15 protein-coding genes are annotated in these 15,371 nt (G+C 37.3%); 7 read left to right on the forward strand and 8 right to left on the reverse strand.

Annotated elements, in window-relative coordinates; all coding sequences use genetic code 11:
* Positions 1 to 146: 146 nt before the first annotated feature.
* Entirely contained in the window at positions 147 to 275 is a 129-nt protein-coding gene (locus HW347_RS20735) for a hypothetical protein (RefSeq protein ID WP_262897676.1), read from the reverse strand.
* 423 nt (positions 276 to 698) lie between these two features.
* On the opposite strand from HW347_RS20735, the gene HW347_RS02470 reads away from it, so the two are divergent.
* Positions 699 to 1,616, forward strand: a complete 918-nt coding sequence (locus HW347_RS02470; RefSeq protein ID WP_214610366.1) for an OmpA family protein — start codon at positions 699 to 701, stop codon at positions 1,614 to 1,616.
* Between the two features lie 24 nt (positions 1,617 to 1,640).
* On the forward strand, positions 1,641 to 2,228 hold the full coding sequence (locus tag HW347_RS02475; protein ID WP_214610367.1) for a hypothetical protein: 588 nt from the start codon (positions 1,641 to 1,643) through the stop codon (positions 2,226 to 2,228).
* A gap of 343 nt (positions 2,229 to 2,571) precedes the next feature.
* Here the strand turns inward: HW347_RS02475 and HW347_RS02480 are convergent, their stop codons facing one another.
* From HW347_RS02480 to HW347_RS02495, 4 genes are all read right to left on the reverse strand, one after another.
* Positions 2,572 to 3,570, reverse strand: coding sequence for an acyl-ACP desaturase (locus tag HW347_RS02480; protein ID WP_214610368.1), 999 nt, complete (start codon positions 3,568 to 3,570; stop codon positions 2,572 to 2,574).
* A 63-nt stretch (positions 3,571 to 3,633) separates the two neighbouring features.
* A complete protein-coding gene (locus HW347_RS02485) occupies positions 3,634 to 4,359 on the reverse strand; it encodes a metallophosphoesterase family protein (protein WP_214610369.1) in 726 nt (241 codons plus the stop codon).
* The gene (locus tag HW347_RS02490; protein WP_214610370.1) at positions 4,356 to 5,441 is read right to left on the reverse strand and encodes a DNA helicase PriA; all 1,086 of its coding nucleotides are present in this window, start codon (positions 5,439 to 5,441) and stop codon (positions 4,356 to 4,358) included. The genes HW347_RS02485 and HW347_RS02490 overlap by 4 nt, the downstream gene beginning before the upstream one ends.
* A gap of 63 nt (positions 5,442 to 5,504) precedes the next feature.
* On the reverse strand, positions 5,505 to 6,638 hold the full coding sequence (locus tag HW347_RS02495; RefSeq protein WP_214610371.1) for an SPFH domain-containing protein: 1,134 nt from the start codon (positions 6,636 to 6,638) through the stop codon (positions 5,505 to 5,507).
* Positions 6,639 to 6,811: 173 nt separating this feature from the next.
* Here HW347_RS02495 and HW347_RS02500 point away from each other — a divergent pair, with 173 nt between their 5' ends.
* Complete coding sequence (locus HW347_RS02500) at positions 6,812 to 7,759, forward strand: carbohydrate kinase family protein (protein ID WP_214610372.1); 948 nt, start codon at positions 6,812 to 6,814, stop codon at positions 7,757 to 7,759.
* A gap of 9 nt (positions 7,760 to 7,768) precedes the next feature.
* Here HW347_RS02500 and HW347_RS02505 read toward each other — a convergent pair whose 3' ends face one another.
* The 3 genes from HW347_RS02505 to HW347_RS02515 are packed head-to-tail and all read right to left on the reverse strand — an operon-like array spanning position 7,769 to position 10,543.
* Complete coding sequence (locus HW347_RS02505) at positions 7,769 to 8,905, reverse strand: ATP-binding protein (RefSeq protein ID WP_214610373.1); 1,137 nt, start codon at positions 8,903 to 8,905, stop codon at positions 7,769 to 7,771.
* Positions 8,902 to 9,657: an SDR family NAD(P)-dependent oxidoreductase gene (locus tag HW347_RS02510; protein WP_214610374.1), complete on the reverse strand. Its 756-nt coding sequence runs from the start codon at positions 9,655 to 9,657 to the stop codon at positions 8,902 to 8,904. The genes HW347_RS02505 and HW347_RS02510 overlap by 4 nt, the downstream gene beginning before the upstream one ends.
* Before the next feature lie 10 nt (positions 9,658 to 9,667).
* Positions 9,668 to 10,543, reverse strand: coding sequence for an aldo/keto reductase (locus HW347_RS02515; RefSeq protein WP_214610375.1), 876 nt, complete (start codon positions 10,541 to 10,543; stop codon positions 9,668 to 9,670).
* A 157-nt stretch (positions 10,544 to 10,700) separates the two neighbouring features.
* Here HW347_RS02515 and HW347_RS02520 point away from each other — a divergent pair, with 157 nt between their 5' ends.
* From HW347_RS02520 to HW347_RS02535, 4 genes are all read left to right on the forward strand, one after another.
* Positions 10,701 to 11,702 (forward strand): AAA family ATPase, encoded by a 1,002-nt coding sequence (locus HW347_RS02520; protein ID WP_194551693.1) that lies wholly within the window; start codon positions 10,701 to 10,703, stop codon positions 11,700 to 11,702.
* A gap of 89 nt (positions 11,703 to 11,791) precedes the next feature.
* Positions 11,792 to 12,658 (forward strand): DUF58 domain-containing protein, encoded by an 867-nt coding sequence (locus HW347_RS02525; RefSeq protein ID WP_214610376.1) that lies wholly within the window; start codon positions 11,792 to 11,794, stop codon positions 12,656 to 12,658.
* Positions 12,658 to 14,325: a BatD family protein gene (locus HW347_RS02530; protein ID WP_214610377.1), complete on the forward strand. Its 1,668-nt coding sequence runs from the start codon at positions 12,658 to 12,660 to the stop codon at positions 14,323 to 14,325. The genes HW347_RS02525 and HW347_RS02530 overlap by 1 nt, the downstream gene beginning before the upstream one ends.
* Positions 14,326 to 15,324, forward strand: coding sequence for a vWA domain-containing protein (locus tag HW347_RS02535; RefSeq protein WP_214610378.1), 999 nt, complete (start codon positions 14,326 to 14,328; stop codon positions 15,322 to 15,324).
* Positions 15,325 to 15,371 lie beyond the last annotated feature (47 nt).

The raw sequence follows: 15,371 nt of genomic DNA on the forward strand, positions 1-15,371 counted from the left end.
AAGAATTTTTTAAATTTGAAAACCCGCCTTTAATCACTTGTCCTTCCCCCGAATAGACAAACGAAAAATTGGCGGGTTTTTAAAACACTAACTCAAATAACTATTTAAAGAACGTATTACTATTACTTTTAGTAACGGAGATTAAATTAATTACTATGATCTCCTCTTATAGATTCTGTCTCATTAACCCTCCAACTTCCTTGAAGTAGCGTCTGCATGCCCAAGACAATAAACATGCATAAAAAGGTGACTACCTTTAGTATTTCAGTTTTCATAACTCATGTCTTTTTAGGGTTCTCAGTTTAGTTTTATAAATGTATTCAACTTCGGTTAAGACAAAAAACGATTATGTGTAAGCCCATCGTATTTTCACATAACTAGTCCGTTTTCATGTATAATCGGCATTACACCAAAATATTTTTTTCAGCCTTAATAGCTAAATATCAACCCAATAGACTTCTAGAGGGAATAACCACTAATTTTCAGCCCCAAGTAACTAACTCTCTCATTACAAGTACTATACAATTTTACTTTATAAGGGTTAGAAAATTGATATACTCCTTTAACACAACTTTAATATAATTACAGCGTTTAAACCTAAAAATATAATTGTAGTACTTTACTTATTAATTTAGTAGATTTAGTACTAGTTATGTTTTTTTTAATACATTGTAGTCTAAACACTTAACCCATTAACAATGAAAAACACCACCCTTTACCTACTTGGTATTATCATTACCATTATAGTAGGAACCTATTTTTATTTTTCTTGTTGTAGTTATTGCGGAACGGCAGTTACACAAAAAGAAGATCCAAAAGAACAGGTTGCTCCGGCACCGGTTGCACCTAAAATTACATCCTACCCTTTTGCTTTGGGTGACGGTGATTTTGCCTATTCCACAGAAGACAATTTTAACTTTAACACGTCTTCATCTAATTATCTGGAACCTGTTTCAGAAAACGTTAGAAAAGGAATATTACCTGGTCTAAAAAATCATTTAACCAACAACGAAAACAAGGTTTTTAACATCACCGGATATTATACCAGTGATGAAGAAAATAATTCAGCCTTTCCTAATTTAGGTCTTGCTAGAGCAAATTCTGTAAAGAACTATTTTGTTTCACAGGAAATTCCATCTTCGCAAATTAATACTAGCGGAAAATTGGTTGATGACATGGTTCCGGACAAAAACATATACCGTGGCCCTGTAGGCTATGCTATAGAAGAAGCTTCTGCTGATGCTGAAGACCAATTAAAGGCTCTTTACGACAAAATTACAGGAGACCCTCTAATTCTATACTTCGATACTGCAGAAGCCTCTATAAACCCTTCTGCAGCTCAACGTCAGAAAATAGCGGATATAACTCATTATCTTGATAAACTGGAAAACGCAAAATGTCAAGTAGTAGGTTATACCGATAGTCAAGGTAGCAGAAAAACCAATATGAGACTTGGACAAGAAAGAGCCGATTTTGCAAAAGCATATCTGATGCAGAACGGTATTGCAGATAAAAAAATAAAAACAGACTCTAAAGGACCCAAAGACCCAATTGCCAGTAATGCTACTGATGAGGGTAGGGCCAAGAATAGAAGGACCGTAATTACTATTAAATAATCAACAAACTAAAATTGAATTAAAATGGAATCAGGAAATATAAACATTTGGTGCTGGTTAATCCCTCTTCTTGTAGGTGTAATTTGTGGTATTCTAGGCTATCTTATTGGCAAAGGAAGCACTAAAGTAATAGACAACTCAGAGGATTTAAAACGTTGCCACGATAAGAATTCTAAATTGAAGGCCGATCTTGAGGCTTGCAATCAAAAACTGTTAACAATGCCCGAAACACCAAGTGTTTCTTCCTCATTAGGAGCAACGGCAGCAGCAGTAGCGGCACCTATAGCAATGGCTCCTGAGCCTGTTGCTATTCCGTTTGACGCTGCGGCGGCGAAATTAGCGATTGGCAAGACCGTAAAAGAAAATGATCTAAAGGTTGTTGAAGGTATAGGCCCTAAAATTGAAGGTCTCTTTCAAGCAGCAGGTGTTAAAACCTGGAAAGCTTTATCGGAAACCTCAGTAGCTAAATGTCAAGAAGTTCTAAAAGGCGGAGGCGACCGTTATAAAATTCACGATCCTGCATCGTGGCCAATGCAATCTAAAATGTGCTACGAAGGCAAATGGGCCGAACTTGCCAAATGGCAAGATGAACATGACCACGGAAAGTTATAATTTTCAACTTTTGCTATTCTTACAAACCCTCCCTCAACGGAGGGTTTTTTTGTGGACATATGCTGTTCATCGACTAAATTGAACACCTTATATTTTTCACAACAGAGTTGGATGAGTTCACAACAATAATTTAGATGAACAATAAAACCACCGTAAGTTTACAGTGTAATTAAGTGATAGTCTTGATCCCAAATCTACTCTTGAACTTAACCGAAACAAGTAACGAATCCCAAGTCCGCTACTTGACCTATAAAAAAGAATTTACCTACTTAAGCAAAAAAAATCCGGTTCATAAATGAACCGGATTTTTTTAGTTTTATTAAATGCTTAAAAGGATTTTAGCTTACACCATACCGTTGGCATCTACCCATTTAAATTTATAGTCATCTTCTGGGAATTTCATTCTCTCAGAAATACGCTCTAATCTAGCAGGAAGCTTAATTAGATAATCACGTGCTTTTTCTGCTTCATCAGAAAGACTTCTTACGTTGTCCAATTCCCAATAAGCATTTAGTTTTCTAAGAATTTCTACATAATCCTGTGCTGTATAAACACCTAAGCGTTGTGCACAGTTAGAAAAGTTCTCAAAAGCAGTACCAATAGTTCCACCAGACTCTCTTAAAAAGTGCGCTGGCATAACAATTTTCTTCTTCATCATATCTGCAAAGGCCAACATCATACCAGATGGGTCTTCACCAAAAATTGTTTTCACAAATTCTCTATATGCCAGGTGGTGACGCATTTCATCACCAGCAATAATTGTACACATTTTACCCAATAAAACATTTCCTTTCTTCTTTGCCATTTGGCCAACTCTCTTATGAGAAATATTGGTAGCCAATTCTTGAAATGAAGTGTATACAAAGTTTTTATAAGGATCTCTATCCGTACCAATATCAAAACCATCTGATATTAAGTGCTGAGTAGTAATTTCTATTTCACGCATATTTACCCTTCCAGATAAATACAAATATTTATTTAGTACATCTCCATGACGATTTTCCTCGGCAGTCCATGCTCTAACCCATTTAGACCATCCGTTTGTCTTGTTTGGTCCGTGTTGGTCAATTCCCTCAACGTCCATAAGCCAAGATTCGTAAGTTGGCAAAGCTTCTTCTGTAATAGTATCCGCTACCATGGTTACCCAAAAATCGTAACCTAATTCTTTTGCTTCTCCCCTAAGTTCTTTTACCGCTTCTAAAAAACCATCACTTTCTGAATCAGGTAAAAAATCAGTTGGTTGCCAGATGTCCTCTGGTTTAATTAAAAAAGAATCCATAAATCCATCCACCTGCGGCTCAATAGCCTGCATTACCTCTAATCTGATGTTCTTTTGGGACATATTCCTGTTTTTTGTAAAGATCGTTAATTATCTAGTGAAAATATAAAAATAAAATGGCTTTTTTCAATTTCTACCCGGTTCGTTTGGGTACAATGTGTTTACTGGGTCACTCTGCCAAACCTTCTTTGTATCAACGTCTAACATAGAAAGTGGCCCTTTAAATGCCGCTCCTGTATCTACATTCCACACATTGGCTGCTAACTTAGGTACAGCAATACCTGTTTTTGAAATAGGCGTATGACCAATAAAAACCTCCTTGTAATGCGTTAATCGCTTTGGGTAATGTGCATCATTTGTTTCGAGGTCTGGATTTAAAGACCTTGCCAATTCCCACAGTGTACGGTCCCAATAAAAAGTTTGCTTAAAATATTCATGCTCCACACCTTTTAGATTGGTAAACCCGGCATGTAAAAACAACCTTTTCTCAGTATCTAAGTAGTAATTTTCAAGACTTTCATAAAAGTGGATATGATTCTCTTTTGTTTTTTTGTCTGCATTTTCATAAGAAGCCAATGTAGCACCACCACCGTGTTGCAACCAAAGCGGATTATCTTTGCCGTCTCGCAACCACTCTAAGCAAAGCTCATCATGGTTTCCCCTAATAAACCTGCAATTGTGTCTACTCTTTAATGCAATCAAGAAGTCAATGGTTTCAACTGCCTGACTCCAACCATCTACATAATCGCCTAAAAAAATAAGCTGGTCTTCTGTGGTTACTTGTCCTCTTTCAAGTACCTGTTTCAATCCCTCTAAACCAGAATGGATATCACCTATTACCAATGTTCTCATTGTGCAAAAATCGCAATTATCCCAAGGATAGCAATGATAAAAAGTACCAAAAAGAATATTTTCCAAAAAGAATACGGTCTTGTACCGCTCAACTCACCTGTTTGTCCATTAATGTAGAAGTTGTATTCTTTATTATTATACCGATAAGAACTAATATATACTGGAAGCAAAATATGCTTGAAAGTTTCATCCGCTAGTTTAATATCTGCCTGAGAAATTCTTTGGGTATCTCCCCCAATATCCTTTCTAATCCAGCCATTGGCTACTTGCTTGGCTTTTTGAAATGAAGAGTGATGCCCCTCTTTTAAAGAAACGGTATATTTTTCAGTTACAAAGCCCGATAAATATTTTGAGTTGAAAGGAACCAACTCCTTCACATTCCAAAATGCAATCTTAGCAGGAATATCTCTGCGTTTCTTTTCGGATGCATTAATAAGAATATCATCTACAAAACCATTTACTACACCTGATGTAGATGACCACCGTGTTTTCCTAACTTGACGCGTCTGTGTACCGTTTTTTGTGCGTACCCGTTCTGTTTCGTAATAATAGTCACCTCTTTGCCCTTTATACTTCGCATTTAAATTAGCATCAAAGGTCCAATAGGGAAGGTATAATCCGTGCAAACCCTCAGGATCAAGAGCAGCCCTTTTCAATTTATTAGGTGCAAACCAAATTCCACCCACCCATGTTTTGAAAGTGGCTTTGGCCTTTTGCGCATCAATTTGAAAGGGAACGAGCGCCCCGGGTACGATCCACCCCTCTCTTTCAACATCTTCAAGAATTAAGGGCTCACTACAATAGATACAATCCAGCGATTTATAATTTTCTCCCACATGCTGGTTCGCACCACAATTCTTGCAATGCAGAATGTCAATAGTTTCTGTATACACATTCTCGCCCACCACTTTAAGATAGTGCTGAAGCTCCAGCTCCTCAAAACTGCTTTTGGCCTGTTCTATAAATTCTTCGTAACCACAATATTCACATTTAAGTTGATGTGAACCTGGTTTGAATTTTAACTCCGCACCACAATTAGCACATGCCTTTTTATGTTCAGATTGTTTTGTTTCTTCTTCCATTAATCAGCGTATCTCAATTTCTACACAAAGTGTATTCATCACGAGACAAAAACGATTTAAAAATTAGATTGGTAATGGTGGTGGTGTGTTTCCTCCTAAAAAGGATTTTAATTCTTCTACCTCTTTTAAGGCTATCCAATTTTGCATTCCTTGTTTCCAAACTAAAGAATCGCGATTAATGGTCCTGCTGGCAAAAAGTTCTTTTAATTTATCGAAAGGAACCGGTCCGTTCTGTTTACCGCTTGCCGAATAGTAATATTGCACTTGAACCGGCATTGGTGGTGGCCCGCCAGCAGATGGCGCTTGACCTCCAAAAGGCTGTTGACCGCCTTGGGGATTCATCATATTACCCATTTGCTGCGCAAGCACAAAACCCATGCCCATGCCCATGCCAGCACCTGCAGTACCTCCTTCATTTTTAGCGGCAGCTTCCATTGCTTTGGCCGCTTTAAATTGCGAAAGTTTTACCATATCCAACTTGTCCAGCCTACTGTATTCAAAAATTTCTTTTTTGAGTTCTTCAGGCATTGATACGTTTTCGATATAAAAACGCTCCAACTCTATACCTACTCTTCCAAATTCTGGTTGCATTACCTCGGTGCACGTTTCCGAAAGCTCACTTGTATTTGCAGCATACAGTTCAATTGGGAGATTTGCCTCACCAACCGTATCCGTAAAACGTGTAACTATTAAACTTTTAAGATGTTCGTTTACTTCATAATTAGTAAAATTACCATCGGTACCTACTACATCTACAACAAACTTTCCTGGGTCATTTATTCTAAAACTATAGGTACCAAAAGCGCGTATCTCTACTAATCCAAAACGCTCATCACTTAAAATCACAGGATTTTTAGTTCCCCATTTCTCATCCGTAAATAAATGGGTGTTCACAAAATAAACCTCAGCCTTGAATGGACTATCAAATCCATACTTCCATCCTTTTAACGTAGTAAGGATAGGAAGGTTTTGTGTATTTAAAGTGTACGTGCCTGCCTTAAAAACATCCGCTAATTGACCTTCATTAATAAAAACCGCGGTTTGCCCTTCTCGTACTATCAGCTTCGCATTATTCTTTATTTCATTTTGATACCGTTCAAAACGATGCACAATAGTTCCATTGGTATTGTCTAGCCATTCAATAATGTCAATAAACTCATGACTTAGTTTCTTTTTTATTTCGTTGAATAGGTCCATTTCTAAAGGCGTTTAAATTTTTTAATAAGGTAGTGGATTTCTGGAAAATGGGCAAAGAAGGGAGAAGGCATTTTATAATTGATGGAATAAATAACATAATTTCGCGTATACTTTAATATACTTGCGAAGCATTCAATTTTGATTACTTTAGAGCTAACAATTATATCCAAACAATGAAAACCATATACTGCATAGGAGAGTTACTTATAGATTTTGTTGCCATCAAGCAAGGTAACGACCTTTCTAAAGCTAAAGAATTTACTAAAAAGGCCGGTGGCGCACCTGCTAATGTGGCTTGTGCTATTTCCAAATTAGGCGGTAAAGGTCAGTTTATAGGTGCCGTAGGAAATGATCCTTTCGGGACATTTTTATTGAATGTTCTTAAGGATAACAGAGTTGATATATCACTTGCACAACGCTCCAAAACCTTCACCACTATGGCATTTGTGTCATTGGCAGAAGATGGCGAACGCGATTTTGTATTCAGTAGAGGTGCGGATAAAAAATTGAAATATGATTCTAAACTAAAAAAACAGCTGAAAGGCAACATCGTACATTTTGGTGCTGCAACAGGGTTTTTAGGCGGTGGATTAGAAGAAGCTTATGACCGTTATATATTTGATGCCATAACACAAGATGCTTTTATCAGCTTTGACCCCAACTTTAGAGAAGATCTTTGGAGAGGAGAGGAAGAATGCTTTATTAAAAAGAGTTTGAAGTTCATTGGAAAATCCCATTTATGCAAGTTTAGTAATGAGGAAATTCAACTTATTACAGGAGAACAGGATATTGAAAAGGCCTGTAATATTGTGCACGAACTAGGTTGCCCTATCATTTGTGTTACCTTAGGTAGCGAAGGTACGCTGGTCAGTACATTAAACAAAAAAACGACTGTAAAGAGTATACAAGTTGCTCCAGTAGATACTACGGGAGCTGGTGATGCTTTTATTGGTTGTTTATTATATCAAATAGCTAACATTGGGGATCCACACCTTATTCTAAAAAATTATGACCAATTGATTGATATGGTTACGATTGCTAATAGAGCAGGAGCAATTACGACTACTGGTTACGGAGCAATTCCTTCCTTACCAGATCATGATGCTGTATTTAACAATTAAGCAACTTTGTTAATTGTACCTTACTTTTCTTATAATTCGTAGGGATTCCTTTATGCCTAAATATATTTTTGGGTAGTTATCTCTTAATACGCCGCGGGCCATTTCCATCTGTTCTTTGGCTTCTTCAAAGCCGTTTAGGTAACAAATTAAATAGCTGTCGGGTAAATATTTTAAATCTACTTTTTCGGACGATTTTATATCTACACCCTTCTGGATTTTATCCAAAAGAGCGTTGTTGGCATTCCAAATATGTAATAGATTTTTCTTACTGTACCTAGGTGGTTCAAAAATTAGGTCACTTTCTATTTTATAAGTCCCATTATCAAAAAAATTAATGACTACTTTTTCCAACTGAAAATACCTTTGCTTAGAGCCTAGGCCCAACTGAACGTATTCTATCATCGTGAAAGAATGCTCATCATAAGAAATACTGATTTCATCTAAAGCCGAATAAAAAAGCTTCACCTGCTCATTAATCAACTCAATATCTACTCTAGAAAAAAAGATATTATCCTTAACCTTTTTCTTGTTTCCCGCCCAGCAGACCACAAATTGCTCTTTGAAAACTTTATAATCGCTATTTAAGTTTTTGTGTCGGTTATTGATAAAATCGATTACACCGTCTAATGTAAGTTCAATATTATTACGAGCATGTTGTTCTATGGTAGCAACAGTCTCAGAATTTATATCCTGAAGCTCTACACCGTAAGCTTTTGGCATACTAATACTTCCTTCTCTAAAGAAAACCATACCGCCGTAATACTTCCAGATATTTTTACGAAGGGCGCACACCTTTTCGCTAGACCTTATAGTAACCAATCCTACAACTTTACCTTCTCGCAAATTAGGAAATGGTATGTTTTCGTATGAGATTAAAGGTGGGTTATCTAAATAGGCATTGACCAAGTTTTGAATCTTACTATCATCAAAAAAATCTACTCCTACTATTTTATTGTCCTCATCCTCTACCCCAATAACAATGAAAGAATTATTTTGAGGATTACTATTGGCCAAGGCACAAACATGCTTTAGAAATTTGGCTTTACCTTCTTTTTCTCCAATGGTTATAAAACGCTTCTTATCATAAAAACTATTCTCGTCATTATGAGCTAACAGGTTTTTTACAAGAAGGCGTTTATTAATCATAACGACCTATTCAATAATGTTGCAGAGGCTTGTGCAGTTGGCATAACTATTAAATCGGCAATATTTACATGATAAGGTCTCGTTACTACAAAGTGAATAATTTCGGCAAGATCTTCTGGCTTTAACGGTTCAAATCCATCGTAGACTGAATCAGCTTTACTATCATCCCCTTTAAACCGTACATTACTAAACTCGGTTTCTACAGCACCAGGATTAATACCGCCCACCTTAATCCCATAAGGGTTAAGGTCCATTCGCATTCCTTTAGTCAGTGCATCAACAGCATGTTTACTCGCGCAATACACATTTCCGTTAGGATAAACCTCTTTACCGGCTGTTGACCCAATATTTATAATGTGACCGGACTTTTTCTCAACCATATTAGGTATTATCGCTTTGGAAACATAAAGTAAACCCTTCACATTAATATCCAGCATAGCATCCCAATCATCTACACTACCCTTATCAATAGGATCTAGACCATGTGCATTACCGGCATTATTGATTAAAACATCTATCTGAGCGAAATTTTCAGGTAAAGAACCTATCTCTTTAAATACGGCATCTTTATCCCGCACGTCAAAATTTAGGGTGTGAACTTCGCATTGTTTACTCAACTCAGATTGAAGCGCATCAAGGCGCTCCTGTCTTCTTCCACAGAGCACTAATTTAAAGCCCTGAACAGCAAAAAGAATAGCCGTTGCACGACCAATTCCACTAGTTGCTCCTGTTATTAAAACCGTCTTACTCATAACTTTATATTTACGCAACCTCCTGGCCGTTAGCTGCTTCTAATAAAATAAACCAATCGGTTTGTTCTATTTCTATTTTTGTTGCGTCCATCGCTGCGGACAAACGTGATTTGGTAGCTGTACCTACAACCGGAAATATCCCAGAAGGGTGCTTCATTGCCCAAGCTAACAGTAATTGATCTTCAGTAGCTTCATATTTCTCTAACATAGGCTTGATAGCTTTTTTTATACGTTGTGAAACCTCATCATCTTTCCTAAAATAAGATCCAAGCGGACTATAGGACATTGCCATTCTCTTGTTTGCCAATGCATCGTCTAACGTGCCATCGTTCATTACTCCATTCTGGGTCAAGGAAAATTCCACTTGATTACCTTCAATGGCTATAACAGTCTCTATAAGCGCAATTTGGGAGGGTAAAAAGTTAGAAACTCCAAAGCTTTTAATTTTACCTTGATCTTTCAACTTAGTTATTGCCTCTGCTATAGCATCTGGCTTCATTAATGGGCTAGGCCTATGCAACAAAAGCATATCTAAATATTCAGTTTTGAGTTTTTTGAGCGATTGTTCAGCAGACCAAATGATGTAATCTGTATCGTAGTTATAATGTTTTACATGGTTTTTTCTAGCTTCGGCAGCCATTTGAATACCACATTTAGAAATAAACTGAACAGATTCACGAGAAATATTACTGTCTTTAAACGCATTCCCAAAATCTTCTTCCGTGGTGTAACCCCCATAAATATCAGCGTGATCAAAGGTAGTAATGCCCTCATCCACGCAGTGGCTCATCAGTTCAGTTATACTAGATTTGGAAAAACCTTTTCCCCAACTGCCCCAAGTCATAGTTCCTGCTATAACTCTGGAATAAAAAGTGTTCTTTTGCATAGAGCCGTTAAATTAAAAAGAAATCCCTTAAAAACTTCATAAAAAGAGGGGTTCTCTATTTTTTTTAACCAATCGTTAACAGCGAAGCAGCTAATAAATTTTCAATTTGCATGTCTGTTAAAAAAGAGTGGGCCCAAACCAAAATTTGTAACGATATATGGAAGAAAATACTACGGTAGATATTAATGCGGTTAACGAGAAAATTGCACGAGAGAGTGCTTTTATCGACCTATTGATATTGGAAATGAACAAAGTAATCGTCGGCCAAAGACATATGGTTGAAAGATTACTCATTGGTTTACTTGGTCAAGGTCACATTTTACTAGAAGGTGTACCTGGTCTAGCAAAAACATTGGCCATTAACACACTGTCTAAAGCCGTAAAAGGAAGCTTTAGTAGAATTCAGTTTACTCCTGACCTTTTACCTGCGGATGTTACCGGTACTTTAATCTACAACATGAAAGAGAATGACTTTTCTATAAAGAAAGGTCCAATTTTCGCCAATTTCGTGCTTGCAGATGAGATTAACCGTGCTCCGGCCAAAGTGCAATCAGCTCTTTTGGAGGCCATGCAGGAAAAGCAAGTAACCATTGGTGATGAAACTTTTGTTCTAGATAAGCCGTTTTTGGTAATGGCAACGCAAAACCCAGTTGAGCAAGAAGGAACGTACCCGTTACCAGAAGCGCAGGTTGACCGTTTTATGCTAAAGACCGTTATTGACTATCCTAAATTGAACGAAGAGCAATTAATAATGCGCCAAAATCTAGCAGGATCTTACGAAACTGTGAATGCGGTAGTAAGTATAGAGCAAATATTAAGTGCACAGAAGGCTGTTCGTGAGGTATATATGGACGAAAAGATAGAGAAATACATTCTTGACATCGTTTTTGCCACTCGTTACCCTGAGAAATATAACCTTGAAGAGTTAAAGCCACTAATTAGCTTTGGTGCGTCGCCAAGGGGTAGTATTAACCTAGGCATCGCAGCAAAATGTTATGCCTTCATTAAGAGACGAGGTTACGTTGTTCCTGAAGATGTAAGAGCTATAGTTCATGATGTATTACGCCATAGAATAGGTATTACATATGAGGCTGAAGCTGAAAATATTACTTCCGAAGAAATCATTAATAAGATTGTTAACGAGATCGAGGTACCTTAAAAGGTAAGCGGTTGGCAGATGCTTTAGGTAGTAATAGACTTTTCTTTACTACCATTGAAAACTGCTTGCCAAAAACTGTTTGCTGAGAAATGGATACTAAAGAACTACTTAAAAAAGTACGGAAGATCGAGATTAAGACGCGCCGTCTATCCGATCATATATTTGGCGGAGAATACCACTCCACTTTTAAAGGTCGTGGTATGACCTTTAGTGAGGTACGCCAATATCAATTTGGCGATGATGTCCGTACTATAGATTGGAACGTTACTGCACGCTACAATGAACCCTATATAAAGGTTTTTGAAGAAGAACGTGAGCTTACCATGATGCTCATGGTAGACGTGAGTGGCTCAGAACATTTTGGGACCACCAATCAGTTTAAAAAAGATATAATTACAGAAGTATCGGCCACTTTGGCCTTTTCTGCTTTACAGAATAATGATAAAGCGGGCCTAATTCTTTTCTCTGATCAGATTGAGCTTTACATTCCCCCTAAAAAAGGAAAAAGTCATGTTCTACGTATTATCCGAGAGTTACTGGAATACAAACCAAAAAGTAACAAAACCAATCTTGGTGAAGCCTTAAAGTTTCTAAGTAGCGTAATGAAGAAGAAAGCAATAGTTTTTGTGCTATCCGATTTTATTGACGAAGACTACGAGAAAACTTTGAAGATTTCAGGCAACAAGCATGATGTTACGGGAATTAGAATATACGATGAACGCGAAGAGAGCATTCCTAATCTAGGAATGGTTCAGATGCAGGATGCGGAAACCGGCAAAGTAAGCCTAGTAAATACACAGTCAAAAAGTGTACGAATGGCATACAGTAAATACTACCAACAACGTGTAGATTATTTTAAAGAAACGTTTACCAAATCTGGCTGTGGCACACTAAGCTGCAGGGTAGATGAGAGTTATGTTAAAAAATTATTGGGCTATTTTAAGCGACGAGGTTAATGCTAAATATATACTTTACAAACTACTATAATAACAACGAAACATCGCTTTTAAAGCGATGTGTTTTACTTTGCGTTTTATTTATAGGGTTTTCCGGTTTTTCACAAACCACGCCCAAAGTAATTACCAAGGTTGATACTACCTCTATAAAAATAGGAGAGCAGATACAATTTACGGTAACCGTTGAGGCAGATACTACCGCACAGGTTATTTTTCCTGAGGGGCAAACTTTTTCACCATTAGAAACGGTAGAAGCTTTCGCTACGGATACGACTCGCAAGAACGACCGTATGACCCTTCAGAAAATCTACGCCCTTACCCAATTTGATTCCGGTTCGTACAAATTACCAGCGCAGCGTATAGAGATAAATGGAGAAGGGTTTTTAACCGATTCCACCCGAGTAATTAATGTTGCGAACATTGCCGTAGACACCTTGGCGCAAAAAATGTACGACATTAAACCGTTAATGGAGGTAGAAAAAAGTAACTCCAGGCTGTGGAAAATTATTTTATTCATACTTCTTGGCATCCTTGTTATAGGAGGAATAGTCTATTGGTTCTTCTTTAGGAAAAAACCATTATCAGAAGAAGAAAAAGTGGCGCTTTTACCACCTTATGACCGTGCCTTGTTAGAACTTAAAAATCTTGAAAAATCTAAATATCTTATTCAAGACGAATACAAGGAATATTATTCAGAACTAACAGACATTGTTCGCTCATATTTAGAAGAGGACGTAAATGTATCGGCTTTAGAAAGTACAACTGATGAATTAATCACTAAGTTAGAATTGCTGCGGGATGCCGGAGAGTTAAAAATAGACGACGAGACCCTGCAACAGTTCAAACGTATTCTTCAAACAGCGGATTTAGTCAAATTTGCAAAATCAAAACCGGATACTTCAGTCGCCGAAAATGATCGTCAATCCATTGAGCAAATCGTTCACAAAACCCACGAAGCCCTTCCGGAACCTACCGTAGAAGAATTAATGGAGCAAGAGGAATACAAAGAAGAGCTCGAAAAAAAACAACAAAAGAAAAAGATTATTTATGCAAGTGTTGCTTTTCTTGGGGCACTTTTAATCGCCGCTGCAGTAGCCACTTCATATTATGGCTTTACGTACGTAAAAGACACTATTATGCGCCATCCTTCAAAACAACTTTTAGAAGGAGACTGGGTGTCTAGCTCTTATGGTTATCCGCCAATAAGCTTAGAAACTCCACATGTTCTTAAAAGGCAAGAAACAAAGCTTACGCCAGAGATGAAAGCCAACATTAAAGACCTGCAGATGTTTATGTACAGAAGCGAAAAAGGTTTTTTCAGTGTAGGCACCACTTCAACTACCTTAACACAAGAAGTAGAGCCCGAGTTTAACAAATCCATTGAAGCTTTCATTGAGAATTTAGAAAAACAAGGGGCAAAGAATATTATAACCAAACAAGAAGAATTTACTACCGTTACAGGCGTGAAAGGAATCAAAGTTTTTGGTAGTGGCGACTTTCCTGTTCCAGGATCTAAGGAATTAGTGGATGGCAAATACAGTATTTTACTATTCGGTGCAAAAGGGCTTCAACAGCAAATCATTATAAATTGGCTAGAAGGCGACACCTACGCACAAGAAATAGCAGATAGAATATTAGGTTCAGTAGAAGTAAAAACAGAATTATAGATGTTGGATAATATATCATTCGCAAATCCGGAATTTTTTTGGTTGCTATTATTGCTTCCTCTGGCCGTGCTATGGTACTTCTACAAGCGTAAAGAGCAGGTAGCTTCTTTAAAGATACCTACGATTAAAGGCTTAACGAATACTGGTTTTCTCCCAAAATTGAAGCCATTATTATTTTTGCTGCGTTTATTGGCTCTTACTGCTATTATAGTTGCCATTGCGAGACCTCAGACTGAAGATATTTCAACCAAAACAAAAACTACCAAGGGTATAGACATTGTTATGGCCATTGATGTTTCTTCCAGTATGTTGGCAAGGGATTTAAAACCTAATCGTTTGTCTGCCTTAAAAGAAGTTGCTGCTGAATTTATTAAAGAACGCCCCAATGACCGGATTGGTTTGGTGGCTTATGCAGGCGAAGCTTATACCAAAACGCCTATAACTAGTGACAAGGCAATTGTTCTACGGGCACTGCGCGATATCACCTATGGGCAATTAAACGATGGTACCGCTATAGGAATGGGCTTGGCTACTTCTGTAAACCGCCTAAAAGAGAGCAAAGCATCTAGTAAAATTATTATTCTATTGACGGACGGTGTTAACAATTCCGGATTTATAGAACCACAAACTGCAGCAGACTTAGCTATTGAATATGGCATTAAAACATATACTATAGGACTAGGGACCAATGGTAACGCGCTTTCTCCGGTTGCTTATAACAGTGATGGGTCTTTCAGATACGGTATGCGCCAAGTTGAAATTGACGAAGACCTTTTAAAAGATATTGCAAAATCTACGGGAGGTAAATTTTTTAGAGCTACTGATAATGAAAAGTTAGAGGCTATTTACGACGAAATAAACAAGCTAGAGAAAACAGAAATAGAGGAATTTAAATATTATAAATACGAAGAAAAGTTTAGGTCATGGGTACTTTTGGCCGGTGCCTTACTTTTATTGGAATGGCTCCTGAGAAATACCATTTTCAGAAGTTTTATTTAAGAAACTTTTAGCGCAGTATTTAATAAACTTGTATTAGCTTCAAACTA

The organism is Zobellia barbeyronii, assembly GCF_018603515.1.
In the GTDB taxonomy this organism is placed as follows: Bacteria; Bacteroidota; Bacteroidia; order Flavobacteriales; family Flavobacteriaceae; genus Zobellia; species Zobellia barbeyronii.

Bases quoted from the DNA above. Each gene is read 5' to 3' on its own strand.
- HW347_RS02500 (WP_214610372.1), top strand. From the start codon at position 6,812: ATGAAAACCATATACTGCATAGGAGAGTTACTTATAGATTTTGTTGCC.
- HW347_RS02510 (WP_214610374.1), bottom strand. From the start codon at position 9,657: ATGAGTAAGACGGTTTTAATAACAGGAGCAACTAGTGGAATTGGTCGT.
- HW347_RS02535 (WP_214610378.1), top strand. From the start codon at position 14,326: ATGTTGGATAATATATCATTCGCAAATCCGGAATTTTTTTGGTTGCTA.
- HW347_RS02470 (WP_214610366.1), top strand. From the start codon at position 699: ATGAAAAACACCACCCTTTACCTACTTGGTATTATCATTACCATTATA.
- HW347_RS02485 (WP_214610369.1), bottom strand. From the start codon at position 4,359: ATGAGAACATTGGTAATAGGTGATATCCATTCTGGTTTAGAGGGATTG.
- HW347_RS02530 (WP_214610377.1), top strand. From the start codon at position 12,658: ATGCTAAATATATACTTTACAAACTACTATAATAACAACGAAACATCG.
- HW347_RS02480 (WP_214610368.1), bottom strand. From the start codon at position 3,570: ATGTCCCAAAAGAACATCAGATTAGAGGTAATGCAGGCTATTGAGCCG.
- HW347_RS02475 (WP_214610367.1), top strand. From the start codon at position 1,641: ATGGAATCAGGAAATATAAACATTTGGTGCTGGTTAATCCCTCTTCTT.
- HW347_RS02520 (WP_194551693.1), top strand. From the start codon at position 10,701: ATGGAAGAAAATACTACGGTAGATATTAATGCGGTTAACGAGAAAATT.
- HW347_RS02495 (WP_214610371.1), bottom strand. From the start codon at position 6,638: ATGGACCTATTCAACGAAATAAAAAAGAAACTAAGTCATGAGTTTATT.
- HW347_RS02525 (WP_214610376.1), top strand. From the start codon at position 11,792: ATGGATACTAAAGAACTACTTAAAAAAGTACGGAAGATCGAGATTAAG.
- HW347_RS02490 (WP_214610370.1), bottom strand. From the start codon at position 5,441: ATGGAAGAAGAAACAAAACAATCTGAACATAAAAAGGCATGTGCTAAT.
- HW347_RS02505 (WP_214610373.1), bottom strand. From the start codon at position 8,905: ATGATTAATAAACGCCTTCTTGTAAAAAACCTGTTAGCTCATAATGAC.
- HW347_RS20735 (WP_262897676.1), bottom strand. From the start codon at position 275: ATGAAAACTGAAATACTAAAGGTAGTCACCTTTTTATGCATGTTTATT.
- HW347_RS02515 (WP_214610375.1), bottom strand. From the start codon at position 10,543: ATGCAAAAGAACACTTTTTATTCCAGAGTTATAGCAGGAACTATGACT.